The following is a 25,577-nucleotide window of genomic DNA, read 5'->3' on the forward strand; positions in this document are numbered from 1 at the left end:
CCTCACTCCGGGGTGTCGGGGGCGGGCGCGGTGGCTGCGAGGGCCTCGAGGAAGCGGATGACGACCTCGCGCTCGTCGGGTGCGAGGGCCGCGGCGACGTCGAACCTCCGTGCATGCGTGCGACCGACGCTCGCCCGTGCGGACGCCCGCGTCTCCTCGGTCACCTCGATCGCCAGGCTCCTGCGATCGTGGGGGTGGGGGAGGCGCCGGATGTGGTCGCCGGCCGCGAGACGATCGAGGAGCTTGGTGGTCGACGCGGTCGAGATGCCCAGGTGGGCCGCGATCGAGCTCGGCGTCACGACCGCGCCGTGGCGCTGCGACGCGATGATGTAGCGCAGGGCGCGCATGTCGGTCTCGCCGAGCTTCATGTAGCGGCGCGAGGCCTCGCTCATGGCGCGCTCGGCGTTCCGCCAGGTCTGCAGCGCCTCGAGCACGCGCACGACCTGAGCGAGCTCGTCGTCCGTGAGGTGCGCCCGCTGGACGAGCTCCTCGTCGGGATCGATCACCCGGGGATCGAGCATCGAGAACCGCTCGTCGCGGGGTGCGTGGTCTTCTGGCACAGCGTGAGCTTACCCTCCGTCGGAAAATCAGCTATGTTGATTGCTAGCTTAGCTAATAACACGGCGGGAGAGGCGATGCGCACGATGACGGGTCACGACGAGCGGGTGGTGCTCCTCGACGAGGACGGCCGTCCCACGGGCGTCGCCGACAAGGCGAGCGTGCACGGGGCGAGCACGCCCCTCCATCTCGCGTTCTCCTGCCACGTGAGCGATGATGCGGGGCGCATCCTGCTGACCCGCCGCGCCCTGTCCAAGCGCACGTGGCCGGGGGTCTGGACCAATGCCTTCTGCGGTCATCCGGCCCCCTTCGAGCCGATCCCGGACGCGGTCGAGCGACGCGCCCGCGAGGAGCTCGGTCTCGCGCTGCGCGCGCTCCGGCTCGCCCTGCCCGACTTCCGATACCGCGCGGTCGACGCCTCCGGGATGGTCGAGAACGAGATCTGCCCCGTCTACCTCGCGATCGCCGACGGCGAGCTCTCGCTGCGCCCCGACGAGGTGGTCGAGGCCCGATGGGTCGACCCCGCCGACCTCGACGCCGCGCTCGCCGCGGCGCCATGGGCGTTCAGCCCGTGGATCCTCCGACAGCGGCAGGAGCTCGTGCGGGCGGTCGCCGCGGCGAGGACGCCGTGATGTCCGCCGTGCGCAGCGCGCCCGAGCGGGTGGACGACGTGCTCGACGCCTTTCTCGCCGAGAGGGTCGAGCGCGCGGCGAGCCTGGGGGCGCCCTACGCCCGCCTCTGGCGGCGGCTCGCCGACGCGTCGCGCGGCGGGAAGCGCCTGCGCCCGCGGCTCGTGCTCGCCGCGCACGACGGTCTCGGCGGGACGGACGACTCCTCGGCGCGAACGGCCGCCGCCGCGATCGAGCTCCTGCACACCGCCCTGCTCCTCCATGACGACGTCCTGGACGGCGATCTCGTCCGACGTGGCCGTCCGAATCTCGCGGGCGCGTTCGCGGCCGAGGCCATCGAGAGCGGCCTCGGGTCCGACGCGGCGACGTCCTGGGCTGCCGCGTCCGGCGTTCTCGCGGGCGACCTGCTCCTCAGCGCGGTGCACGCGCTCGTCTCCCGCATGGAATCGCCGGCGCGCGCCGCCGTGCACGAGATCGTCGACGAGAGCCTCTTCCTCACGGCGGCCGGCGAGCATGCCGACGTCGGCTTCAGCCTCGGCGCCGTGCCCGCGGACACCGCTGGGATCGTGCGCATGATGGAGCAGAAGACCGCGAGCTACTCCTTCGCCGCGCCGCTGCGCGTCGGCGCGGTCCTCGCCGGCGCCGGGCCGCTCGTCGACGCGGCGCTGCAGCGGATCGGCACGCAGCTCGGCTTCGTCTACCAGCTGCGAGACGACGTCCTCGGCGTCTTCGGCACGGAGGTACGCACCGGCAAGACCGCTCTCGGCGACCTGCGCGAGGGCAAGCGCACCCTGCTCGTGGCCTTCGCCGAGCCGCATGCGGCGTGGCGCGAGGTCGCGCATCTCTTCGGACGGCGCTCCCTCGAGGAGGACGACGCCGCTCTGCTGCGCGACGCGATCCGCGCGAGCGGAGCGGCGGACGAGATCGAGCGGCTCATCGCGGAGCAGAGCGCGGCGACGCGCGGCGAGATCGCTGACGCGCCGATCCCCGACGGGCTGCGGGCGGAGCTGGATGCGCTCGTCGGGCCCTGTGCGGAGCGCGACGCATGACCGCCTTGGACCTCTACACCCGAACGGCGCGCGCGGCGTCGTCCCGCGTGCTTCCCGCCTATTCGTCCTCGTTCGGGCTGGCGAGCCGCCTGCTGCCCCCTCGCGTCCGCGCCCACATCGCCGACGTCTACGCGCTCGTGCGCGTCGCCGACGAGATCGTCGACGGCCCCGCGAGCGAGGCGGGTCTCGGCGACGCTGCGCGGCGAGCCGCCCTGGATGAGCTCGAGGGCGAGACCCTGCGGGCGCTCTCGTGCGGGTTCAGCGCGAACCTCGTCGTGCATGCCTTCGCCGACACCGCGCGGCGCACGGGCATCCCCGAGACCCTCGTTCGCCCCTTCTTCGCGTCGATGCGGATGGACGCCGACGGCGCCGAGATCCGCGACGAGGCGACGTATCGCGCCTACATCCACGGCTCTGCGGAGGTCGTCGGGTCGATGTGCCTGCGCGCGTTCGCCCAGGAGGACCCCGCGCTCCTCATCGACGACGAGCTCGAGGAGGGCGCGCGGCGCCTCGGCGCGGCCTTCCAGAAGGTGAACTTCCTGCGCGATCTGGCGGATGACCGCGAGCGGCTCGGCCGCTCGTACTTCCCGGGGGTTGACCCGTGCACCCTGTCGGAGGACGACAAGCTCCGCATCGTCTCCGATGTCGACTCCGACCTCGCCGTCGCGTCGTCGGCTCTGACGCGGCTGCCGCGGAGGTCCCGACGGGCGACCGCCGCGGCGGCTGGCCTCTTCTCCCGTCTCAACGATGCCCTTCGCGCGACGCCTGCGCGCGAGCTCCTCGAGCGGCGGGTCTCGCTGCCGCGCCGCGCGAAGGCCGCCGTGCTCGTGCGGGCAGCGCTGGACCGCCCGACGGCGGTGCGCGCATGAGCGCGCGCACGGTCGTCGTCATCGGCGGCGGCATCTCGGGCCTCGCGACCGCCGCCCTGCTCGCGGCGGAGGGCGACGACGTCACCCTCATCGAGGCCCGCGAGGAACTCGGCGGTCGCGCGGGCCGGCGCTGCGTCGACGGATTCACGTTCGACACGGGCCCCTCGTGGTACCTCATGCCCGAGGTGTTCGACCACTTCTTCCGCCTCCTCGGCACCACGGCTGCGGAGCAGCTCGACCTCGTGCCGCTCGACCCCGCCTACCGCGTGTGGTTCGAGGGCGACGAGGTGCCGTTCGACCTGCCGGCGCACGGTGCGCGGGAGGCGCTGCGGGCGCTCGATCCCGGCGCTGCGTCGCGGATCGACGCCTACCTCGCCTCGGCTGCGGAGACCTACGAGCTCGCCACGGAGCGGTTCCTGTACAGCACGTTCGCGTCGCTCCGCCCCCTGCTCGACGCCCGCACGCTCCGGCGGCTGCCGCGTCTCGCTCGCCTTCTGGCCGAGCCGCTCGACCGCCTCATCGCGCGGCACGCCGACGACCGCAGGGCGCGCCAGGTGCTCGGCTACCCGGCCGTCTTCCTCGGGACCTCGCCGTCGCGCGCACCGGGCATGTACCACCTCATGAGCCATCTCGACGTGGGGCAGGGCGTGCTCTATCCGCGCGGGGGATTCGGGACGGTGATCGACGCGATCGCGGCGCTCGCCCGCGACCGCGGCGCGCGCCTGCACACCGGATGGCGCGCCACCGGCATCGAGGTCGCGGCCGGCGCGGTGCGCGCGGTCGAGGCGGAGCGCGCGGACGGCTCTCGCACGCGCCTCGTCGCCGACGTGGTCGTCTCGAGCGCCGACCTGCGGGTCACCGAGAGCCTGCTGCCCTCGCAGCACCGCTCGCGCACCGAGGCCTGGTGGGACCGCCGCGACCCGGGCCCCGGGGCGGTGCTGGCCCTGCTCGGCGTGCGCGGCGAGCTGCCGCAGCTCGCGCACCACTCCCTCTTCTTCACGCGCGACTGGGACGCCGGATTCGACGCGATCTACGGCCCCGCGCGTCGCATCCCCGATCCCGCATCCCTGTACGTGTGCCGCCCGAGCGCGACCGACGACACGGTGGCGCCGGCCGGCCACGAGAACCTCTTCGTGCTCGTGCCGGTGCCGGCCGACCCCGGGATCGGATCGGGCGGGGCGGATGGCGCGGGCGACGTCGACGTGGAGCGCACGGTGGATGCGGCGATCGACCAGATCGCCACATGGGCACGGGTGCCCGACCTGCGCGAGCGGATCGTCGTGCGGCACACGATCGGGCCAGCGGACTTCGAGCGCGAGTTCGGCGCCTGGCGCGGGGGAGCGCTCGGCCCCGCGCACACGCTCCGGCAGAGCGCGCTCCTGCGCGGCTTGAACGCATCGGCCCGCGTCGGCGGCCTCCTCTACGCGGGGGCGACGACGATCCCCGGCATCGGGCTGCCGATGTGCCTCATCAGCGCGGAGCTCGTCGTGAAGCGCCTGCGCGGCGATGTCTCCGCGGGCCCGCTGCCGGAGCCGCTGTGAGCCTCGTCTACCTCGGATGCCTCCTGCTCGCGCTCTCGTGCGTGCTGGCGGTCGACCGGCGCTTCCGGCTGTTCCTGTGGCGCGCTCCCGCGCACGCGGTGCTCGTGCTCGCCACCGGACTCGTCTTCCTCCTCGCGTGGGATGCCGCCGGCATCGCCCTCGGCATCTTCTTCCGCGCCGAGACCGCGGTCATGACCGGCCTCGTGATCGCGCCCGAGCTGCCCGTCGAGGAGCCCGTGTTCCTCCTCTTCCTCTGCGAGCTCACGATGGTGCTGTTCTGCGGGGCCGATCGTCTTCTGGCCGCTCGCGACAGGGGGCGGCCATGACCTACGTCGTCCTGTGCGCGGCGTTCCTCGCCGTCGCCGTGGCCGCCGCCGTGGCCCTGTCCGCGCGGCGCCGCCCGCGGCTGAGCGCGGTCGCGCTCGCCGCCGCCGCGCTCGTCGTGCTCACCGCGGTCTTCGACAGCGTCATGATCGCGGTCGGTCTGTTCGCGTACGACGACGAGCGGATCTCCGGCCTGCGGATCGGCCTCGCGCCGCTCGAGGACTTCGCCTACCCGCTGGCGGCGGTCGTCCTGCTGCCCGCGCTGTGGGTCGCCCTGAGGAGGCGTCGAGATGATCCGTGACCTGCTGGTCGCATCGCGGCCCCTCAGCTGGATCAACACGGCCTTCCCCTTCGCCGCCGCGTACCTCCTGACCGCGCGCGAGGTCGACCCCGCTCTGATCGTGGGCACCGTGTTCTTCCTCATCCCCTACAACCTCGCCATGTACGGCGTGAACGACGTGTTCGACTACGCGTCCGATCTCGCCAATCCCCGCAAGGGCGGCGTGGAGGGCGCCCTGCTCGCCCCGGCCGCGCACCGCGTCGTGCTCGTCGCCGCCGCGGTGTCGTGCCTGCCGTTCGCGGTCGCCCTCGTCCTCCTCGGTGGGCCGGTGTCGTGGGGCGTCCTGGCTGTGAGTCTCTTCGCGGTCGTCGCCTACTCCGCGCCGCCCTTCCGGTTCAAGGAGGTGCCGTTCCTCGACTCGCTCACCTCGAGCGTGCACTTCGCGAGCCCCGCCCTCTACGGGATCGTGCTCGCGGGGGCCGCACCCGATCGCGGAGCGCTCCTCGTGCTCGCGGCATTCCTGCTGTGGGGCGTGGCCAGTCACGCGTTCGGCGCCGTGCAGGACGTCGTGCCCGACCGAGAGGGCGGGATCGCGTCGATCGCGACGGTCCTCGGCGCGGCCCGCACGGTGCGCTTCGCGCTCGCCGCGTGGATCGCCGCGGCCCTGCTCGTGCTCGCCGCCGGCGGCACGGCGGCCTGGGCCGCTCCGCTCGCGCTCCCCTATCTCGCGACCGCCGCTCCGTACGCGCGCGTGTCCGACGCCGACTCCGCGTGCGCGAATCGCGGCTGGCGGCGCTTCCTCTGGATCAACTACGCCGTCGGCTTCGCGGTGACGATGCTCCTCATCGTCTTCGCCCTGCAGACGGCCTGAACCCGACCATCCCCCGAACGACAGGAGCACGCCATGACCACGGCATCCGTCCCCTTCGCCTCGCCCGCCGCGCGCGACGGCGCCCCGTACGCGACCGTCCCGCAGCGCTACGACGCGATCCTCCTCGCGGGGTTCGGCGGCCCCGAGGGGCAGGACGACGTCATCCCCTTCCTGCGCAACGTCACGCGGGGCCGCGGGATCCCCGACGAGCGCCTCGAGGAGGTCGCGCACCACTATCGCCACTTCGGCGGCGTGAGCCCGATCAACGCCCAGAACCGCGCGCTCAAGGCCGCGTTGGAGGCCGAGATCGCCCGGCGGGGCCTCGACCTGCCGGTGTACTGGGGCAACCGCAACTGGGCGCCGTACCTCTCCGAGGCCGTGCAGGAGGCCGCCGACGACGGGCGCACGCGCCTCCTCGCGGTCGCGACGAGCGCCTACAGCTCGTACTCGAGCTGCCGTCAGTACCGCGAGGACTTCGCGCGCGCCCTCGACGAGACCGCGCTGGGGAGCGTCGTCGAGATCGACAAGGTGCGGCAGTTCTTCGACCATCCGGGGTTCGTCGAGGCGTTCGTCGACGGGGTCGTCGACGCGATCCGGGGCTTCCTCGCCGACCGGCTCCGGGCGCGCGTCCTCTTCACGACCCACAGCATCCCGGTCGACGATGCGCGGCGATCCGGCCCTCGCGACCTCGATCTCGGGCCGGGCGGCGCCTACGAGGCACAGCACCGCGCGGTCGCCGCGGCGGTCATGGAGCGGGTCGCCGCGATCGTCCCCGAGGCGGCCGATGTCCCGTGGGAGCTCGTCTACCAGTCGCGGTCGGGCCCGGCCGCGCAGCCGTGGCTCGAGCCCGACATCTGCGACCGGATCGCCGAGCTGCCCGCGGAGGGGGTCGACGCCGTCGCGATCGTCCCGGTCGGGTTCCTCAGCGACCACATGGAGGTCATGTGGGATCTCGACGAGGAGGCGCTGCAGGCGGCGGCCGACGCCGGCCTCCGCGCGGTGCGCACGCCGACGCCGGGCGCCGACCCGCGGTTCGTTGCCGGCGTCGTGGACCTCGTGGAGGAGCGGATGGCCGCCACGCCGCGCGAGGAGCGGCCGGCTGCGACGCCGCTCGGCCCGTGGTTCGACGTCTGCCGCCCGGGGTGCTGCGAGAACGTGCGCGCGGGGTTCCGCCCGGCCGCCGCGGGCATCGCGCCCTGAGGCGTGGGCACCTGTGCCCATGCGCTCGCATGGGCGGATCAGGGGGCACAGGTATCCTGGAAGTCCGTGACCGCGCGCCGCCACGCTCCCTTCGACGCGCGGCGAGGCGAGGACCAGGGGGAGGCCGACCGCGGATGAAGGCATGGACCCGTCTGCGCGCACGCCGCAAGACCCTCATCGGCACGGCCGTCGTCACGGCTGCGACGGTCGCGATCGGCACCATGGCGTTCGCCTACGACGGCAACCCGACGACCGAGGTCGACCTGCACGACGGGAGCGTGTGGATCACGCGCTCGTCCAGCCTCCTCGTGGGCCACTTCAACCACGAGTCGCGCCTCCTCGACGGGAGCCTGCGGACGACGAGCGAGCGCTACGACATCCGGCAGGACGGCGGCAACGTCCTCGTCGTCGACGAGGCGGATGCGGCCGTCGCCGTCGTGAACCCCTCGACCGTCTCCCTCGGCGATCGCGTCGAGCTCCCCGGCAACGCGCGGGTCGAGCTCGGCGGCGACACGGTCGCGATCCTCGACCCGGAGTCGGGCGACCTCTTCGTCGCGCCGGTCGCGGCCCTCGGCGGGTTCGACCCGGCGGAGGCCGAGCCGGTGGCCGAGCTCGGCGAGGGAGCAGCGGTCACGGTCGGGCTCGATGGCACCGTGCACGCGGTCTCGCCGAAGAAGGGCATCGTGACGGTCCCCGTCACGGCGGAGGGCGAGCCCGGCGAGCCCGAGGCGCGGGAGCTGGACCTCGAGAAGGGCGCCGAGCTCTCGATCACGTCGGTCGGCGACCGGGCGGTCGTGCTCGACCGGTCGACGGGCGTCGTGCACCTCGACGACGGCACCGAGATCGAGGTCCCGGGAGGGAAGGACGCGGCGCTCGCCCTCGACGCCGCCGCGGCGTCGAGCGTCACGGCCGCGACCGCCTCCGAGCTCGTCACGATCCCTCTCGACGGCTCCGAGATCGTCTCCGCCCCGAGCGGCGCGGGCCCCGGCGACCCGGTCGAGCCCGTCGTCCTCGGCGGATGCGCGTACGCGGCCTGGGCGGGCGCCGGCCACTTCCTGCGGGACTGCGCGGGCGACGCGCACGACCTCGCCACCGCGGTGCAGGACTACGACTCCGATGGCGAGCTCGTCTTCCGCGTGAACCGCGACGTCGTCATGCTCAACGACTCCGTCAGCGGCGCGGCATGGCTCGCGAGCGACTCGATGCTCCGCGTCGACAACTGGGACGAGCTCACCCCGCCCGACGACGGCGACGAGGAGCAGGAGGAGGAGACCACCGAGGAGACGCTCGAGACGACGCTGCCCGAGCGGAGCGAGGAGAACACCGTCCCGATCGCGGCGGACGACCGGTTCGGCGTCCGCGCGGGGCGCACCACGATCATCCCCGTGCTCGACAACGACTCCGATCCCGACGGCGACGTCCTCACCGTCTCCCTGCCCGACGGGAGCCCCGACTTCGCGGACGTCCAGCTCATCCACAACGGGACGTCGCTGCAGGTCGCGGTGCCCGAGGGGCGCACGGGCTCGGGCAGCTTCACGTACCAGGTCGACGACGGCCGCGAAGGGCGGGACCGCGCGACCGTGCGCATCGACGTGCATCCGGAATCGCAGAATGCGGGGCCGGAGCAGACGCGCACGCCGACCGTCGCGGTCGAGACCGGCGGCACGGTCACCTACGACGTCATGCCCGACTGGCGCGACGACGACGGCGACGACACCTACCTCGTCGACGTCTTCCCCGCCGAGGGCGACGAGGCGGACTTCACCTCGGATGGGCGCATCACCTACCGTGCGATCTCCGGCGCACAGGGGCCGCTCGAGGTCGAGGTGGTCGTCTCGGACGGGAGGCTCGCGCAATCGGGCACGCTCAAGCTCGACGTGCGGCCGGCCGGCTCCGCCCCGCCCGTGACGAACGCCGACCACGTCGTCGTGCGGCTGGGGCAGCAGGCGACCGTCTCCCCGCTCGCGAACGACATCTCCGCGAGCATCGACCCGCTGCGGCTGACGCGCGTCGACGAGGAGGAGGGGCTCATCATCACCCCCGACTTCTCCGACAAGACCTTCACCGTGGAGGGGACGCGCGTGGGCACGACATACGTGCAGTACCTCGCGGCATCGGGGGCTGACGGCGTGCCGGGCCTCGTCCGGGTCGACGTCGTCGCCGACGAGGGAAGCGATCTGCCGCCCGTCGCGGTGCGCGATCTCGCCCTCCTCCCGGCGGGCGGCGAGGTGCTCGCCGGCGTGCTCGACAACGACTCCGACCCCGCCGGCGGCGTCCTCGTCGTGCAGTCCGTGTCGGTGCCCGACGACGCGGGCATCTCCGTCTCGGTCCTCGGCCACGAGACGCTCCGCATCGCGGACCGCGCCCAGCTCGCGGAGCAGACCACGGTGACGTACCGGCTGTCGAACGGGAAGGAGAGCGTCGAGGGCGAGGTCGTGATCATCCCCGTCCCTGCCGACGAGAAGCTCCGGCCTCCCGTCGCGAACGACGACGAGGTGGTCGTCCGCGCGAACGATCTCGTCACCATCCCGGTCCTCGACAACGACTACCACCCGAACGACGACGAGATCCACGTCGCCCCCGAGCTCGTGGAGGCGCCGTCGGCCGAGGCCGGGCAGATGTTCGTGTCGGAGGACACCGTGCGCTTCCGCGCGAGCGATGTCGCTCAGACGGTATACGCGACCTACGACGTCGTCGACTCGACCGGGCAGAAGGACGCCGGCCTCATCACGATCCAGGTGCTGCCCGTCGACGCCGAGACGAACGCGCCGCCGAACCCGCCCGACGTGACCGTGCGCGCCCTCGCCGGCGAGACCGCGAACATCCCGATCCCGCTGAACGGCATCGATCCCGACGGAGACTCGGTCGAGCTCGTCGAGCCCGCGTCCGCCGCGAAGAGGGGGACGATCGACGAGGTCGCGGTCGACCATCTCGTCTACCGCGCCTACGACGACGCCGCGGGGCTCGACACCTTCACGTATCGCGTGCGCGACGCGCTCGGCGCCGAGGCGATCGGGACCATCCGCGTGGGCGTGGCGCCCGCGGAGTCCGCGAACCAGGCGCCGTACGCCGTGACCGACTCGCTCCACGTGCGTCCGGGGCGCGTCGTCGCCGTCCCCGTCCTCGCCAACGACTCCGATCCCGAGGGCAAGCAGCTGCTCGTCGTCCCCGACGGGCTCGTGGTCCCCGACGTCGACGGGCTCGAGGCGGAGACCCTGCCCGGCCTCGTCGAGATCACGGCGCCCGGCCGCGAGATGGAGACCTCGGTCCAGTACACGATCGAGGACGAGCACGGCGCACGCGCGCAGGGCGTGATCCAGGTGACCGTCGACGACGAGGTGCCGCTGCAGGCTCCCGTCGCGAAGGACGCCCATGTGCTCCCGGCCGACATCCAGGACGACTTCACCGCCGACGTCGATCTGCGCGAGCGGCTCTCGGATCCCGACGGCACGCCGAGCACCCTCGAGCTGACGGCGGACGGCGGCGAGCTCGTCGACCCCGAGGCCGGCGTTCTCCGGGTGTCGATCGGAGAGGAGCGGCAGCTCATCCCCTTCACCGCGACCGACGAGGACGGCCTGACCGCGACGGCGTATGTTCACGTCCCCGCGAGAGCCGACCTCCGCCCCGTCCGCACGAGCACCGAGCCCGTCGTCGTCCAGAGCGGCGAGACGGTCGAGATCGCCCTCGCGGATCACGTGCGCTCGGCGACCGGCGACCCGGTGGTCATCACCGAGGCGGCGAAGGTGCAGGCGGGCAACAGCGACGGCTCGCCGCTCGTGCGCGACCAGCAGACCCTCGTCTACACCTCGGCGTACCGCTGGTCGGGCGATGACGCCATCACGTTCGAGGTCACCGACGGGACGTCGCCGGACGACCCCAGCGGCACGAAGGCGACGCTGTCCATCCCGATCCACGTGCTCCCACCCGAGAACGAGCCGCCCGAGTTCGTCGACAGCGAGCTGACGGTGGGGGCCGGCGACGGCCCCGCCACGCTCGACCTCGCGCCGCTCGCGAGCGACATCGACGAGGACGACCTGACCTTCGCGGTCGCCGCCACCGCCGACGCCGGCGACATCGCCGTCTCGATCGACGGCACCGTCCTCACCGCGGAGGCCCAGCCCGACAGCGCGGGCACGGAGCGCACCGTCAGCGTGACCGTGTCGGACGGCGTCAACGAGCCCGTCCGCGGCGAGGTGCGCGTGGCCGTGACGGCATCGAGCAAGCCGCTGCCGGTCGCGAACGACGACGTCTTCGACGCATGGAACCAGGGCGAGACGCTCACGGTGCCCGTCCTGGACAACGACGTGAACCCGTTCCCCGAGACCCCGCTCGAGCTGCTCTCGGCGACCCTCGAGACCGGCGAGGCCGAGGTCGCGGCCGAGGGCGACCAGGTCGTCGTGACGCCGGCGGCGGACTTCCACGGGACCGTCGTCGTCCGCTACCGCATCGCCGACGCCACGGGGGATCAGTCGCGGATGGTCGAGGGCCGCGTGCGCGTCACCGTGCGCGGCGTGCCCGATGCGCCCGGCAAGCCCACGGTCTCGAGCGTGCAGGACCGCAAGGTCGCGCTCAGCTGGACGCCGCCGTCGGACAACGGCGCGACGATCGCCGAGTACGTCGTCACGAGCGTCGCGGGCGATTACGAGAAGCGCTGCGCCGCGACGACGTGCACGCTCGACGGGCTCACGAACAACGTCGAGTACCGATTCACGGTCGTCGCCGTGAACGAGGTCGGCGCATCCGAGCCCTCGCTGCCCAGCCAGCCCGCCCGCCCCGATGCGCGCCCCGATCAGCCGCAGGCTCCCAAGCTGCCGTCGTTCGGCGATCGCGCCCTCGGGGTCACCTGGGAGACGCCGGAGACCCCCGGCTCGCCGGTCTCGAGCTTCACGCTCGAGATCTCGCCCGCGCCGCCCAACGGGATCTCGCAGAAGACCGGCGTCACGGGCAACAAGATCACCTGGGAGGGCCTCGAGAACGGCACCGCCTACCGGGTGCGGGTGCGCGCGCACAACCAGGCGCCCGACCCGTCGAGCTGGAGCGCCTGGTCGGCGGCCAACATCCCGGCGGCCCCTCCGGCCGTCCCCGCGCAGCCGTCCGCGCAGATGGCGGCGCCGGTCGGCGATCAGGCGCAGATGACCGTCTCCTGGACGAAGCCGGCGACGAACGGCGACGAGATCGACGCCTACCAGCTGCAGGTGCTCCGGGGCGGCGAGCTCGTGCGCACGGTGGACGTCCCCGGCGACCAGACGACGCAGAACGTGACGCTCGACACGTCCGAGACGGACTACCGCTTCCGCGTGCAGGCGAAGAACAAGGCCGGCTGGAGCGGCTGGAGCACGGAGTCCGAGCCGCGACGGGCGTACACCGCGCCCGATGCGCCCACGAACGTGAAGGCCGCGCCCCACGACAACAGCATCTCCGTGAGCTGGACGCCGGCCGCGCGCAACGGCATCAAGGAGAGCGAGATCAGCTGGCAATACTCGCTCAACGGCGGCGCATGGAGCAGCCAGTGGTCGGGTGCCGCGGATCCGGCTGGATCGACGATCGCCCAGGGCATCTCGAACGGCGCGTCGTACACCGTCAGCATCCGCGCGGTCTACGCGGCCACCCTGGGCACCGGCAACGGCACCGTGGCGAGCCAGGGCTCGGCGCCGTCGAACGCCGTCGTCCCGTTCGGACCCGTCCGGAACCCCACGGTCGACGCCCAGCGCACGGGCGACGGTCTGGAGATCACCTACTCGTGGGCCGCACCGCAGCCGAACGGGCGCGACGTCGCGATGCAGATCCGCATCGACGGCGGCGAGTGGCAGAGCGTCGACGACACCGGCTCGAAGAGCGCCCGGTACGGCTACTCGACGACGCACACGATCGAAGCCCGCGCGACGGACACCGAGGGACAGCAGAGCGCGATCGTCTCAGCGCAGGCGACCACCGTGCCCGAGGCGAAGGCGTGGACGACGCAGGGGCCTGACCGCAGCGCCAAGGACGAGAAGAACTGCGACACGGACAACTGCGAGTACCTCGTCCTCAACACGGAGAACTTCCCCGAGGGCGACTACCGCGCGACCTGCAACGACGCCGACGGCGCGTTCCGCGACGTGGGCGTCATCCACATCCCCGCCAACGGCTCCATCTACGTCGGGAAGAACCCGCACTGCTACTTCGGTACGCCCGGCGACACGGTCTACGTCCACATCGAGGGCTGGGGCAACGCGCAGTCCGTCGTCTGGCGCTGACCGCCCACCTGAGAAGAGAGAACACGCATGACGATGACGCCCGAGCAGGCATCCTGGTTCGAGGGGACCTTCGCGCGCCTCGTCGACAACGTCGACCGCGCCCTCATGGGCAAGCGCGACGTCGTCGGGCTCGTGCTCTCGGCGATGCTCGCCGAGGGCCACGTGCTGCTCGAGGACGCACCCGGAACCGGCAAGACGAGCCTCGCGAAGGCGCTCGCGGCGACCGTGCAGGGCACCTCGAACCGCATCCAGTTCACCCCCGACCTCCTGCCGAGCGACGTCACCGGCGTGACGATCTACGACCAGCAGAGCCACCGCTTCGAGTTCCACCGCGGGCCCGTGTTCGCGTCGATCGTGCTCGCGGACGAGATCAACCGCGCCTCTCCCAAGACGCAGTCCGCGCTCCTCGAGGTCATGGAGGAGTCGCGCGTCACGGTCGACGGCGTCGCGCACGACGTGGGCCGCCCCTTCCTCGTGATCGCGACGCAGAACCCCATCGAGCAGGCGGGCACGTACAAGCTGCCCGAGGCGCAGCTCGACCGCTTCCTCATCAAGACCTCGATCGGGTACCCGACGGTCGAGGTGACCGAGCGCATCCTCGCGGGCTCCGCCGACCGCAACCCCTCCGCGGGGCTCACCCCGATCATCACGACGGGCGCCGTGGCCGACATGGCCGACCTCGCGGCGACCGCGCACGTCGAGCCCAGCGTGCTGCGCTACGCCGCCGAGCTCGCGGAGGCGACCAGGGACGACTCCGACACGATGCTCGGCGTCTCGGTGCGCGGCGCCATCGCGATGGTGCGCCTCGCCAAGGTGCGTGCGGCGTCGCTCGGGCGCCACTACGTCCTCCCCGACGACATCAAGGCGCTCACCGGCCCGGTCTGGACCCACCGCCTCGTGCTCGACCCGGAGGCGGAGTTCTCGGGCGCGACCGCGGAGCGCGTGATCGCACGCGTCGTGTCGCAGGTGCCGGCGCCGCAGGTGCGATGAGCACGGAGGCGCCCGAGGCGGTCGAGGCCGAGCAGGCGGAGGAGCGGGCAGGCTGGGCCGCGGTCCTCCGCTACGTCCTCGCGCGCGGATGGCGCGGCGTCCGCGTCGTCGCGGCCGTCGTCCGTCCGCTCGGCTGGGTCCTCCTCGTCGCCGCCGTCGCGCTGTGGGTCGTCGGCATCGCCTTCGGGTGGGTCGAGGTGCGCGCGATCGCCGCCATCCTCACCGCGACCCTCGTGCTCTGCGCGGGCTTCCTCTTCGGGCGCACGTCGTACGACGTCGAGCTCGACCTCACGCGCACGCGCGTCGTCGTCGGCGAGCGCGCAGTCGGCGCGCTCCGGCTCGCGAACACCGGCAGCCGCGCCATCCTCCCCTCCCGGATCGTCCTGCCGGTCGGATCGGGGCGCGGTGTCTTCGGCATCCCGCAGCTCGCGCCGGAGGAGTCGATCGAGGAGCTGTTCGCGATCCCGACCCAGCGCCGCGCCGTGCTGCCGGTCGGGCCCGTGAGCATCGTGCGGGGAGACCCGCTCGGGCTGTACGAGCGGATCGACCGCCGCGACGAGCCCGTCGACCTGTACGTCCACCCGCGCACGGTGAGACTGGATGGGCAGTCGATCGGCTTCGTGCGGGATCTCGAGGGCATGGAGACGCGCGACCTCGCGCGCGACGACATCGCCTTCCACGCGCTCTCGGAGTACCAGCCCGGCGACGACCTCCGTCACGTGCACTGGCGCTCGACCGCGCGCACGGGCACGCTCATGATGCGCACGTACGAGCAGACCCGCCGCTCGCACTTCGTCATCGGCCTGTCGACCGCGACCGCCGACTACGCGTCGCCCGAGGAGTTCGAGACCGCGATCTCGGCGGGCGGCTCGCTGGGCCTGCGCGCCATCCGCGACGCCTTCCACGTGGATGTGCGGACGCCGGCCGGTCCGCTTCGCGCCGGCACCGGTCGCCAGCTGCTCGACTCGCTCTCGGGCGTCGAGCACAGTCGTGCGCGGGCGGGGAGGGTGGCCGACCTCGCCGGCGCGGTCGCCGCCGCGGCGCCGCTCGCGAGCGTCGTCGTGCTCCTGTGCGGCAGCACGGCTGACCCCGCCGACCTCCGCGACGCCGCCTCGCGCCTGCCGCTCGGCGCACGCACGCTCATCGTCGTGGCCGCCGCCGACGCGGATACCGGGCGCCGGCGCATCGGCGAGACCGACGTGCTCACCCTCGCGACGGTCGACGACCTGCCGCGCGCGCTGCGGAAGGTGCTCGGATGAGCGCGCGCGACGGCGGGCGCCTCGGCGGATGGCGCGGCGACGCGATCGACCTGGGCGCGGTCGCGCTGCTCCTGCTCGTCCCCGTGATCGGCTTCGCGCCGACCTTCGACGGACCGCAGTACCTGATCCCCGCCCTCGCCGGCCTCGTGCTGGGGCTCGGGATCGCCTGGACGGGGGCCATCCGGCGGTGGAGCGTCCTCCTGCTCGCGGCGGCCGCCGTGGGCGTGTACTTCGTGCTCGGCGGGGCGCTCGCGCTGCCGCACACGGCGATCGGCGGGGTGATCCCGACCATCGACACGCTCCGCCAGCTGGCGGCGGGCGTCGTGACGTCGTGGAAGTCGCTGCTCACCTCGATCGCGCCGGTCGCGGCCGCCGACGGGCACCTCATCGTGCCGCTCCTCCTCTCGCTCGCCTTCGCGACGCTCGCGGGGAGCCTCGCTCTGCGCGTCGTCCCCGCGGCCTGGACGCTCGTGCCCGCCGCGGCGCTGCTCGTGCTCCAGATCGCCCTCGGGACGGCGCAGCCCGCCGCGCCGTTCGTGCAGGCTGCGGTGTTCGCCGTCGTCGCGGTCGCCTGGCTCGCGCTGCGGACGGCGCTCGCGCCGCAGCGCAGCGCGGTCGCGACGGCCGAGTCGCCACAGGCTGACGGGGGTCGCTCGAGCGTCGTCCGCCGGGTCGTGTCGGGCGCCGTTGTCCTCGCGATCGCGGCGGGTGCGGGCGCGGTCTCGCTCGCCCTCGCGCCCGCGAACGAGACCCGCTACGTGCTGCGCGAGGTGATCATCCCGCCGTTCGACATCCGCGAGTACCCGAGCCCGCTGCAGTCGTTCCGGCTCTACGTGCGCGACTTCGACGAGGACGCCCTGTTCACGGTCCGCGGCCTGCCGAGCGGGGCCCGCCTGCGGCTCGCGACGATGGACGCCTACTCGGGAGTGGTCTACGACGTCGCCGACTCGTCGAGCGACTTCACCCCCATCCGCTCGAACATGGCGCAGGGCGCTGCAGGGGAGGCCGCGCGCCTCACGGTCGAGGTCGGCGGCTACGAGGGGGTCTGGGTTCCGGCCGCCGGCGCGGTGCGCAGCCTCGCGTTCGACGGCGACCGCGGAGAGAGCCTGCGCCGCAGCGCGTACTACAACGCCGACACGGGCACCGCGGTCGTCCGCGACGGGCTCCGCGAGGGCGATCGGTACACCGCCGATGTCGTCATCCCGCCGACGTCGGCCGACGAGGCGCTCGCGGACGACGACTTCGCGGACGTCGATCTGCCGCGGCCCGTCGACGTTCCCGGCGATGTCGCCGAGCTCGCCGCCGACGCGGTCGCGGAGGCGCGCACGCCGATCGAGAAGGCGCGCGCCCTCACATCGTTCCTCTCGGAGGGCGGCTTCTTCAGCCACGGTCTCGAGGGCGAGGTCCCCTCCCGCGCGGGGCACGGGTCGCAGCGCATCGCGAGCCTGCTCGGCGCCGAGCAGATGGTCGGCGACGACGAGCAGTACGCGGTCGCGATGGCGCTCATGGCACGGGAGCTCGGCATCCCGGCGCGCGTCGTGCTGGGCTTCCACCCCGGGGAGGACGAGACGGCGGAGAACCCGTACGTCGTCACGGGCGACGACGTGCACGCGTGGGTCGAGATCGCCTTCGAGGACGCCGGATGGGTCGCCTTCGACCCCACGCCCCCCGAGGACCAGCAGCCGAACGACCAGACGACCCGGCCGAAGAGCGCACCCAAGCCGCAGGTGCTGCAGCCGCCTCCGCCTCCGCAGGAGCCGGTCGAGCTCCCGCCGCTCGTGCCCGACGATCGGAAGGCGGATGAGGACGCCGAGCCCGAGGACGGCGCTCTCGGCCTGATCCTCCTCGTGGGCGGGGCCGGCGTCTCCGTCCTCCTCCTGCTGCTCGCGCCCTTCGTCGTGATCGGCGCCGTGAAGGCCGCCCGCCGTCGCCGACGGCGCGCGGCCGAGCGCGCGGCCGACCGCATCAGCGGCGGCTGGGATGAGCTGCGCGATCGCGCCGTCGACTACCGCGCCTACCCGCTCGACGGCGCGTCGGCCGGAGGAACGCGCTCGGAGGAGGCCGCCGTGCTCGTCGCGACCCTCGAGGACGCCCGCGTGACCGACCTCGCCGCGCGCGCGGACGCCGGCGTCTTCGGGCCGGGCGAGCCCGATCCCGAGTTCGTCGCGGCGTTCTGGAGCGAGGTCGACGCCCTGGTGGACGGGATGGGCGAGAAGGCGACATTCTGGAGTCGCCTCCGCGCCCGACTGAGCCTGCGCTCGCTGCGGCGCAGGACCGGATCGTCGTGGATCCGGAGGCTGCGCGCCGCCGCGGCCGATCGACGGAAGGATGGCTGACATGACCGCGTCGAATCCCTACCGCGCACCGCTGCCGCCTGGGTACGGGCTGCCGGCCGCTGCGCCCGAGCCGCGCCCTGCTCCGCTCGGCCGGCGCGCCGGCGCCTACATCGTCGACATGCTCATCGTCGGCGCGGTGATGTCCGTGCTCTCGGGCGTCACGGTGTGGGTCGCGATGAACGGCCCGCTGTGGCTCACGCTGACGCTCTCCGCGGTCGTCGGCCTGCTCGCGATCGGCTGGGTCCTCCTCTACAGCTGGTGGCAGGGCACCCGTCGCGGAACGCCGGGCATGCGCGCCCTGCGCGTGCGGCTCGTCCGCGACGACGACGGCGCGCCCCTCGGGTTCGGCCGCGCCTTCCTGCGCAACGTGATCTGGGGCCTCGGCGCCGCTATCGTCGTCGGCTACTTCTCGCCCCTCTTCGACGGCTCCCCGTGGCACCGCGGCTGGCACGATCGGGTCGCCGGATCGCGGATGGCCGACGCCCGCTCCGCGCGCGACGCTGCTCCGCTGCACCAGGCGAGCGCGCCTGCGGCCCCCGTCGCGCCCGCGGCGCCGGTGCCGCCGTCCGTCGCCGTGCCGCCGCGTCCGCCGGCTCCCCCCGCCGCCGCCCCGGCCGCGCCCGTTGCCGCGCCTGCCGCCGCCCCGGCCGCGCCTGTTGCCGCGCCGGCCGCGCCTGTTGCCGCGCCTGCCGCCGCCCCGGCCATCCCCCCGCGTCCGCCGATGCCCCCCGCACCCCCGCGCGTGGAGGGCGGTTCCGCTCCAGTGGCTCCTCCCGCGCCCGCGACGCCGCCCCCGCCACCACGCTCGGAGCCGAGCGCCCCTCTCGGCGTGATCGCGTACGTTCCCGGCATCACGCAGGACCCGCCGGCGCCCACGCCCGCCCCGGCGGAGGCCCCGGCGCCCGCCCCAGCACCGTCCCCGGCGTCCGCCCCGGCCCCGGCCCCCGCACCCGCCCCGGCACCAGCACCCGCCCCCACCCCGGCGGACGAGGTCTCCGACGACACGATCGTGCCGGGAGGCGACGCGCACGACGGGTACGACCCCCTTCTCGATGACACGATCGTCGTGCGCCGCGAGCCGCCGCGGCCGACCGCGACGCTCGTGTGGGACGACGGCGCCGTGCACACGGTCGACGGCTTCACGCTCTTCGGGCGGAACCCCGCGGGGGAGGGGGAGACCGTCGCCGTGCGCGACGAGAGCCTCTCGCTGTCGAAGACGCACTTCGCGCTCGACGTCGACGGCGACGGCGCGTGGATCACCGACCGCCACTCGACGAACGGTGTCGTCATCGTGCGCGGCGGCGACCGCATCGACGTCGTGCCCGGAGAGCGCACGCCGCTCGTCGAGGGCGACGTGCTCGAGATGGGCGACCGGACGGCGACCTACGGGGCGCCCGCATGACCGCGCCGATCACGGTCGCGGTCGGCGCCGCGACGGACACCGGCCGGCGCCGGGCGATCAACGAGGACGCGCTGCTCGCGTCCGCCCCGGTGTTCCTCGTCGCAGACGGGATGGGCGGGCACGACGCGGGCGAGGTGGCGTCGCGGATGGCGGTGGCCGCGTTCGCGGACCTCGTCGGGCGCGATCACCTCACGGTCGACGAGGTGCGCGAGGCCGTCGAGGCCGCCCGTCGGCGCATCGACGCGTTCTCGTCATCCCGCGAGACGGGCGCGGGGACGACCCTGTCGGGAGTCGTCATCGTCGACGTGCGCGGAGCGGGCTACTGGCTCGCGCTCAACATCGGCGACTCGCGCACCTACCGGCTCGCGGGCGACCGCCTCGAGCAGATCAGCGTCGACCACTCGCTCGTGCAGGAGCTCGTCGACTCGGGGCGCCTCGCCGAGGCCGACGCCGAGCGCGACCCGCGCCGCAACGTCATCACGCGCGCCCTCGGGGCCGGCAGCAGCGAGCGAGTGGACTTCTGGATGCTCCCGGCGAGCCGCGGCGACCGCCTGCTCATCTGCTCGGATGGCCTGCCGCGCGAGGTCGGGCGCGACCAGATCGCGGCCATCCTGAGCGCCGAGGACGACCCGCAGGCCGCGGCCAGCCGACTGGTCGAGGCGGCCGTCGCGCGCGGCGGCCGCGACAACGTCTCGGTGATCGTCGTCGACGCCGTGCATGTGGCGTGGCACGACGGAGACACCGGCACCCGCGACATCGACGCCGACACGCGGCCGCGCGAGCCGGTGGGGGGTCGCCGGGCATGACGGCGGGCGATCAGCGCGAGGCAGCGGCCGACACGATCGCCCCGACGGGAGACGGGCTCGGCGACCACGACGGCGCGACGATCTCGGCCGCCGACCTCCGGGGCCTGCGCGGGGACCACGACGGCACGACCATCCCGCGCGGCGCGCGCTCGGCCGCTCCCACGCGGACGGCACGCGCCCGCATCCGCCTCTCGAGCGGCGAGGTCGTCGCGCTCGATCGTCCGATCGTGATCGGGCGCCGTCCGCGCGCGACCCGGTCGACCGGCGCCGAGCTGCCGCACCTCATCTCGGTCGAGAGCCCGTCGCTCGACATCTCGCGCAGTCATGTCGAGGTCATCCCCGACGCCGACAGCGTCGTCGTCGTCGACCTCCACTCGACCAACGGCACGACGCTCCTGCGCGGAGGGGAGGAGCCCGTGCAGCTCCACCCGGGCGAGCACACGGTCGTCGTGACGGGCGACGTCGTCGATCTCGGCGACGGCGTCTCCTTCGCGTTCGAGGACCTGCCGTGAACCAGCGCCGCCCGCCCGCCCCGCCGCCGCGCATCCCGGGCTTCCAGTGCATCGAGCTGCTCGGATCGGGCGGCTTCGCCGACGTGTACCGGTACGAACAGGAGCTCCCGCGTCGCCAGGTCGCGATCAAGGTCCTCCTGCCCGATCGGATGGGCGGGACCGCCGGCCAGTTCACCGCCGAGGCGAACACGATGGCGATGCTCTCGAGCCATCCCGCGATCGTCACGATCCTGCAGGCCGGCGTCTCGGACGACGGCCGGCCCTACCTGGTCATGGAGTACTGCCCGGGCGCGAACCTGCAGGTGCGGTACCGCCGCGAGCCGTTCTCGGTCGCGGAGGCGCTGCGCGTGGGCATCCCGATCGCCGCGGCCGTCGAGACCGCGCACCGCGCGGGCGTGCTCCACCGCGACATCAAGCCCGCGAACATCCTCGTGACCGAGTACGGGCGGCCCGCGCTCACTGACTTCGGCATCGCCGCGACCGCGCACGGGCCGACCGAGACGACCGGCATGTCGATTCCGTGGTCGCCGCCCGAGTCGTTCGGCGACGTCGCGCGCAGCGGCCCGCGCTCCGACGTGTACCAGCTCGGCGCGACCGTCTACACGCTGCTCGCGGGCCGCTCCCCGTTCGAGGTCGCGGGACAGAGCAACGCGAGCGCCGACCTCATCGACCGGATCGAGCGGATGCCGCTGCCGCCGCTCGACCGGCCGGACGTGCCGGAGGCGCTCCAGAGCGTGCTCGAGCGCGCGATGGCCAAGGATCCGGCCGACCGCCACACGAGCGCGCTGGCCTTCGCGCGCGCTCTGCAGAAGGTGCAGATCGAGCTCGCGCACGCGGTCACGCCGATCGACATCATCGACGAGGGCGCCAGGGGCGACCGCGACGAGGACGAGGACGGCGGCCTCACGCGCGTCCGAGCCGTCATGAGCATCGCCCCCGACGCCGCCGACGTGGCGACGTCGCCGCGCCCGGCGTCGGCAGAGACCATCCGCCGGGGCGCGCAGGACGAGGCGACCGTCGTGCGCGGGGCCCGCAGCATCCATCCGGACGACGCCACGGTCATCCGCCCTCCCGTGCCCGCGTCGGCTCCCGAGTCGACCATCCCGCGGCGCGAGATCGCGGCCGAGGCGCCGCGGCGGGGCCGGTGGGGATGGTGGGTGTCGGTCGGCGTGATCGCGCTCGCCGCGGTCGCCGTCATCGGCTTCGGGCTGCCCGCGCTGCTCGCCGAGCCCGACCCGGAGGACACGCCGGCGCAGACGGTCGCGCCGCAGGACCCGATCGTCGCCGTCCCGTCCGTCGCCGACCTCCAGGGCGCCGTGCACGGCGATGAGGTCGTGTTCACCTGGACGAACCCCGAGCCGGAGGAGGGCGACAGCTACCTCTGGACCATCGCGAGCGTCGCCGGCGAGCCGGACTACGAGCGGACCGTCGAGCCGACGGTGACGGTGCCGGTCGCAGAGGGCGAGACGTGCGTCGAGGTGGTGCTCCGACGCGCGAGCGGGACGAGCTCCGAGCCCGCCGTCGCGTGCGTCGGCGGCTGACCGGCGCGCCGGGGGTGGGCATCCGCACTGCGGGCACGGCACAATGGACGTGGAGGAGCACCATGAGCCACGCAGACACCGCCGAGACCGAGATCCATCAGGCTTCGGAGTGCCCGAAGTGCTTCGTCGAGCTCCAGCGGGACGGCGGATGGTGGCAGGCGCGTCCTGCGGGATCGCGTCTCGTGGGCCTCGTCGTGCAGCGCGACGACATGCCGTCGGTGATCCAGCAGCGCGAGGACCTCACGCGCTTCGGCGTGCCGATCGAGGGCTTCCGGCACCCCGCGCCCGACATCCTCGAATCATGGGAGGAGCGCCTGCAGCGCCTCTTCTCGCGTCTGAAGTCGGGCGATGTCGTCGTCGTCGCGAGCGTGCACGCGCTGGGCCGCGATGCGGCGGAGGAGGTGCGCACGATCGCCGAGCTCTCGCGCCGCGGCGTCGTCGTGAAGGTGCTCGGGCACGGCCAGAAGCACCTCCACGACGCCTGATCGCGCGAGGGCCTCAGATGAGGGCGAGCTCCTTGAGCTTCGCCTCGACGTCGGCGTTCGACGGCTCGACGTGGTGGGTCGCGTCGGGGTAGACCACGACCGGGATGTTCGTGCGTCCCGAGATCTCCTTGGCGACCTCGGCGGCCGCGGGCTCGGCCTCGAGGTCGACGTACGTGTACGCGACGCCGAGCTCATCGAGCTGCGCCTTGGTGCGGCGGCAGTCGCGGCACCACTCGGCGCCGAACATGGTGATCTCGTTGGTGGCGGAAGTCGTCATGCCTTCCAGGTTACGCGCGCTGCGGGGCGCGGGATCCGCGCGATCGTAGGCTGAGAGGATGGGTGCGCTCGAGGACGCGGCGGAGGCCGCGGATGACGTGATCGACGAGCTGGCGGGGGCGCCGGAGGACGGCCGCATCTCGCGCTTCACGTGGCAGGGCGCGACCCTCGTCGCGGAGGAGCGCGGAGCGGGCGAGCCCGTCTTCCTCCTCGTGCACGGGATCGGCATGGGCCGCCGCGTCTTCGCCGACGTCGCCGTCCACCTCGCCGAGCGCGGGCGGGCGATCGCGATCGACCAGCCCGGATACGGGGAGGCGCCCGAGCCGCCGCGGACGCCGTCGATCGAGCGCGTCGCCGACCTCGTCGCGGCGTTCATCCGCGATCGCCGTCTCGAGCGCCCGGTCCTCATCGGGCACTCGATGGGCACGCAGGTCGTCGCCGAGATCGCGGCCCGCCACCCGGATCTCGCGGGGCCGGTCGTCCTCGTCGCCCCGACCGTCGACTCCGAGGCGCGCCGCGCCGTCCCCCAGCTGCTGCGGCTCGGGCGCGACCTCCTCGGCGAGAGCCTCAAGGTGCTCGTCCTCGGTGCGAGGGAGTACCTGCGGGCGGGCCCGAACCTGCGGCGCAAGATGAAGGCGATGCTCTCGCATCGCCCCGAGGACGCGTACGAGCGGATCCGCTCGCGCACGCTCGTCGTGCGGGGCGCGAACGACGTCGTCTGCCCGCCCGTGTGGGTGCGCCGCGTCGCAGAGCTCGTGCCCGATGCGACCTCGATCGAGATCCCCGGCCACGGGCACGAGACGATGATCCGCGACGGCGCCCCCGCGGCCGAGCGCATCCTGGCGTGGCTCGACCGCGGGTGACGCGTCGGATCAGGCCCTCGCGGCGTCGAGGACGATGACCGCCCACGACATCGGCGGCAGGGTGGCGCGCACCGCGCCGTCGGCGATGCCCGCGTCGCGCAGGGGGACGAGCCCCACGCGGTCCTGATCGTCGGCGACGTTCGCGGAGCGCCGGTCGCCGCCCTCGGGCACGGTCAGCACCTCGGCCGAGCGGATGGCCGTGGCTGCGAGCCCGCGCAGGTCGACCGTGACGTCGCCGGCCTCCTCGAGCGAGCGGTTCGCGACGAACAGCGCGATCGTCCCGCTCGCCTCGTCCCACGTCGCGGCCGCGTCGATCGCGTCGACGTCGCCGAACTTGCGCGTGCTCGTCTGCGACGAGTCGACCGCGAGCCGCAGGATCCGCCCCTGCGCGAGACGCGCCATCCGCGCGAACGGCCAGAAGATCGACTGGCGCCACGCGGGCCCGCCCTCCTCCGAGCGGATCGGCGCGATGACATTGACGAGCTGGGCCTGGTTGGCGATGCGCACGCGGTCGCCGTGGCGCAGCAGGCTGTGCAGCAGGGTGCCGACGACGACCGCGTCGGCGACGTCGTACGTGTCCTCGATGAGGCGCGGGTGCTCGCGCCATCCCGCCGCCTCGATCTCGCGCGCCTCGTGGTCGTTGTACCGGTCCTGGTCCCAGACGTTCCACTCGTCGAACGAGATGTCGACCTGCTTGCGGTGCTTGCCCGCGGCCTTCACGGCGTCGATCGTCGCGATCACGCCGTCGATGAACGCGTCCATGTCGACGCCCTCGGCCAGGAACGACGCGGCGTCGCCGTCGCGCTCCTGGTAGTACGCGTGCATCGAGATGTAGTCGACCTCCTCGTACGCGTGCGTGAGCACGGTGTGCTCCCACGTGCCGAAGGTCGGCATCTGCCGGTTCGACGATCCCACCGCGACGAGCTCGATCGTCGGGTCGACCAGGCGCATCGCCTTCGCCGTCTCCTGCGCGAGGCGGCCGTACTCGTGCGCGGTCTTGTGGCCGATCTGCCACGGCCCGTCGAGCTCGTTGCCGAGGCACCACAGGCGGATGTCGAACGGGTCGGCTGCGCCGTTGCGGCGGCGCAGGTCCGACCAGTAGGTGCCGCCGGGGTGGTTCGCGTACTCGACGAGCGCGCGCGCCTCCTCGACGCCGCGCGTGCCGAGGTTCACGGCCTCCATGACCTCGACGCCCGCCTCGCCCGCCCACTCGACGAACTCGTGCAGGCCGAAGGCGTTGGTCTCGATCGTGTGCCATGCGCCGTCCAGCCGGCGCGGGCGCTGGTCGACCGGCCCGACGCCGTCCTCCCACAGGTAGCCCGAGACGAAGTTGCCTCCGGGGTAGCGGACGACGGTCGGCCCCAGCTCCTTCACGAGCTGCAGCACGTCGCGCCGGAAGCCCCGCTCGTCGGCCTGCGGGTGGCCGGGCTCGAAGATGCCGGTGTAGACGCAGCGTCCCATGTGCTCGACGAACGATCCGAAGAGCCGGCGCGGCACGTCGGCGATCGTGAAGTCGCGGTCGATGGTGATGCGGGCGCGGGTCATTTCTC

Annotated in this window: 21 protein-coding genes; 18 read left to right on the plus strand and 3 right to left on the minus strand. The window is 73.5% G+C overall.

What is annotated here, in order from left to right:
• Positions 1-2: 2 nt before the first annotated feature.
• The gene (locus M1D46_RS04415; protein ID WP_456284499.1) at positions 3-560 is read right to left on the minus strand and encodes a MarR family winged helix-turn-helix transcriptional regulator; all 558 of its coding nucleotides are present in this window, start codon (positions 558-560) and stop codon (positions 3-5) included.
• Positions 561-644: 84 nt separating this feature from the next.
• On the opposite strand from M1D46_RS04415, the gene idi reads away from it, so the two are divergent.
• From idi to M1D46_RS04500, 17 genes are all read left to right on the plus strand, one after another.
• Complete coding sequence (idi, locus tag M1D46_RS04420) at positions 645-1,190, plus strand: isopentenyl-diphosphate Delta-isomerase (RefSeq protein WP_456287151.1); 546 nt, start codon at positions 645-647, stop codon at positions 1,188-1,190.
• Positions 1,190-2,236 carry a polyprenyl synthetase family protein gene (locus M1D46_RS04425; protein WP_456286738.1) on the plus strand — a complete coding sequence of 349 codons (1,047 nt, stop codon included), beginning with the start codon at positions 1,190-1,192 and terminating at the stop codon, positions 2,234-2,236. The genes idi and M1D46_RS04425 overlap by 1 nt, the downstream gene beginning before the upstream one ends.
• On the plus strand, positions 2,233-3,105 hold the full coding sequence (locus M1D46_RS04430; protein ID WP_456286739.1) for a phytoene/squalene synthase family protein: 873 nt from the start codon (positions 2,233-2,235) through the stop codon (positions 3,103-3,105). The genes M1D46_RS04425 and M1D46_RS04430 overlap by 4 nt, the downstream gene beginning before the upstream one ends.
• Positions 3,102-4,646: a phytoene desaturase family protein gene (gene crtI / locus M1D46_RS04435; RefSeq protein ID WP_456286740.1), complete on the plus strand. Its 1,545-nt coding sequence runs from the start codon at positions 3,102-3,104 to the stop codon at positions 4,644-4,646. Before M1D46_RS04430 ends, crtI begins: the two co-directional genes overlap by 4 nt.
• On the plus strand, positions 4,643-4,972 hold the full coding sequence (locus M1D46_RS04440; RefSeq protein ID WP_456286741.1) for a lycopene cyclase domain-containing protein: 330 nt from the start codon (positions 4,643-4,645) through the stop codon (positions 4,970-4,972). The genes crtI and M1D46_RS04440 overlap by 4 nt, the downstream gene beginning before the upstream one ends.
• Positions 4,969-5,271: a lycopene cyclase domain-containing protein gene (locus M1D46_RS04445; protein WP_456286742.1), complete on the plus strand. Its 303-nt coding sequence runs from the start codon at positions 4,969-4,971 to the stop codon at positions 5,269-5,271. Before M1D46_RS04440 ends, M1D46_RS04445 begins: the two co-directional genes overlap by 4 nt.
• Positions 5,261-6,121, plus strand: a complete 861-nt coding sequence (locus tag M1D46_RS04450) for a prenyltransferase (RefSeq protein WP_456286743.1) — start codon at positions 5,261-5,263, stop codon at positions 6,119-6,121. Before M1D46_RS04445 ends, M1D46_RS04450 begins: the two co-directional genes overlap by 11 nt.
• 33 nt (positions 6,122-6,154) lie before the next feature.
• Entirely contained in the window at positions 6,155-7,321 is a 1,167-nt protein-coding gene (locus tag M1D46_RS04455; protein WP_456284506.1) for a ferrochelatase, read from the plus strand.
• Positions 7,322-7,455: 134 nt separating this feature from the next.
• Positions 7,456-13,557 (plus strand): Ig-like domain-containing protein, encoded by a 6,102-nt coding sequence (locus M1D46_RS04460; protein ID WP_456286744.1) that lies wholly within the window; start codon positions 7,456-7,458, stop codon positions 13,555-13,557.
• Between the two features lie 27 nt (positions 13,558-13,584).
• Entirely contained in the window at positions 13,585-14,547 is a 963-nt protein-coding gene (locus M1D46_RS04465; RefSeq protein ID WP_282979370.1) for an AAA family ATPase, read from the plus strand.
• Positions 14,544-15,806, plus strand: a complete 1,263-nt coding sequence (locus M1D46_RS04470) for a DUF58 domain-containing protein (protein ID WP_456286745.1) — start codon at positions 14,544-14,546, stop codon at positions 15,804-15,806. Before M1D46_RS04465 ends, M1D46_RS04470 begins: the two co-directional genes overlap by 4 nt.
• Positions 15,803-18,142 carry a transglutaminase family protein gene (locus M1D46_RS04475; RefSeq protein ID WP_456286746.1) on the plus strand — a complete coding sequence of 780 codons (2,340 nt, stop codon included), beginning with the start codon at positions 15,803-15,805 and terminating at the stop codon, positions 18,140-18,142. The genes M1D46_RS04470 and M1D46_RS04475 overlap by 4 nt, the downstream gene beginning before the upstream one ends.
• A 1-nt stretch (position 18,143) precedes the next feature.
• Entirely contained in the window at positions 18,144-19,544 is a 1,401-nt protein-coding gene (locus M1D46_RS04480; protein WP_456286747.1) for an RDD family protein, read from the plus strand.
• Complete coding sequence (locus M1D46_RS04485) at positions 19,541-20,350, plus strand: PP2C family protein-serine/threonine phosphatase (RefSeq protein ID WP_282980501.1); 810 nt, start codon at positions 19,541-19,543, stop codon at positions 20,348-20,350. The genes M1D46_RS04480 and M1D46_RS04485 overlap by 4 nt, the downstream gene beginning before the upstream one ends.
• A complete protein-coding gene (locus tag M1D46_RS04490; protein ID WP_324012769.1) occupies positions 20,347-20,862 on the plus strand; it encodes an FHA domain-containing protein in 516 nt (171 codons plus the stop codon). Before M1D46_RS04485 ends, M1D46_RS04490 begins: the two co-directional genes overlap by 4 nt.
• Positions 20,859-22,403, plus strand: coding sequence for a serine/threonine-protein kinase (locus M1D46_RS04495; RefSeq protein WP_456286748.1), 1,545 nt, complete (start codon positions 20,859-20,861; stop codon positions 22,401-22,403). Before M1D46_RS04490 ends, M1D46_RS04495 begins: the two co-directional genes overlap by 4 nt.
• Before the next feature lie 62 nt (positions 22,404-22,465).
• Complete coding sequence (locus tag M1D46_RS04500) at positions 22,466-22,888, plus strand: recombinase family protein (protein WP_271174722.1); 423 nt, start codon at positions 22,466-22,468, stop codon at positions 22,886-22,888.
• Between the two features lie 13 nt (positions 22,889-22,901).
• Here the strand turns inward: M1D46_RS04500 and M1D46_RS04505 are convergent, their stop codons facing one another.
• Positions 22,902-23,165 (minus strand): glutaredoxin family protein, encoded by a 264-nt coding sequence (locus M1D46_RS04505; RefSeq protein WP_271174721.1) that lies wholly within the window; start codon positions 23,163-23,165, stop codon positions 22,902-22,904.
• 58 nt (positions 23,166-23,223) lie between these two features.
• On the opposite strand from M1D46_RS04505, the gene M1D46_RS04510 reads away from it, so the two are divergent.
• A complete protein-coding gene (locus tag M1D46_RS04510) occupies positions 23,224-24,027 on the plus strand; it encodes an alpha/beta fold hydrolase (RefSeq protein WP_282980498.1) in 804 nt (267 codons plus the stop codon).
• 9 nt (positions 24,028-24,036) lie between these two features.
• Here the strand turns inward: M1D46_RS04510 and arfA are convergent, their stop codons facing one another.
• On the minus strand, positions 24,037-25,572 hold the full coding sequence (arfA, locus tag M1D46_RS04515; RefSeq protein ID WP_456286749.1) for an arabinosylfuranosidase ArfA: 1,536 nt from the start codon (positions 25,570-25,572) through the stop codon (positions 24,037-24,039).
• Between the last annotated feature and the right edge of the window lie 5 nt (positions 25,573-25,577).

The sequence above is a fragment of the Microbacterium sp. JZ70 genome, assembly GCF_053903225.1.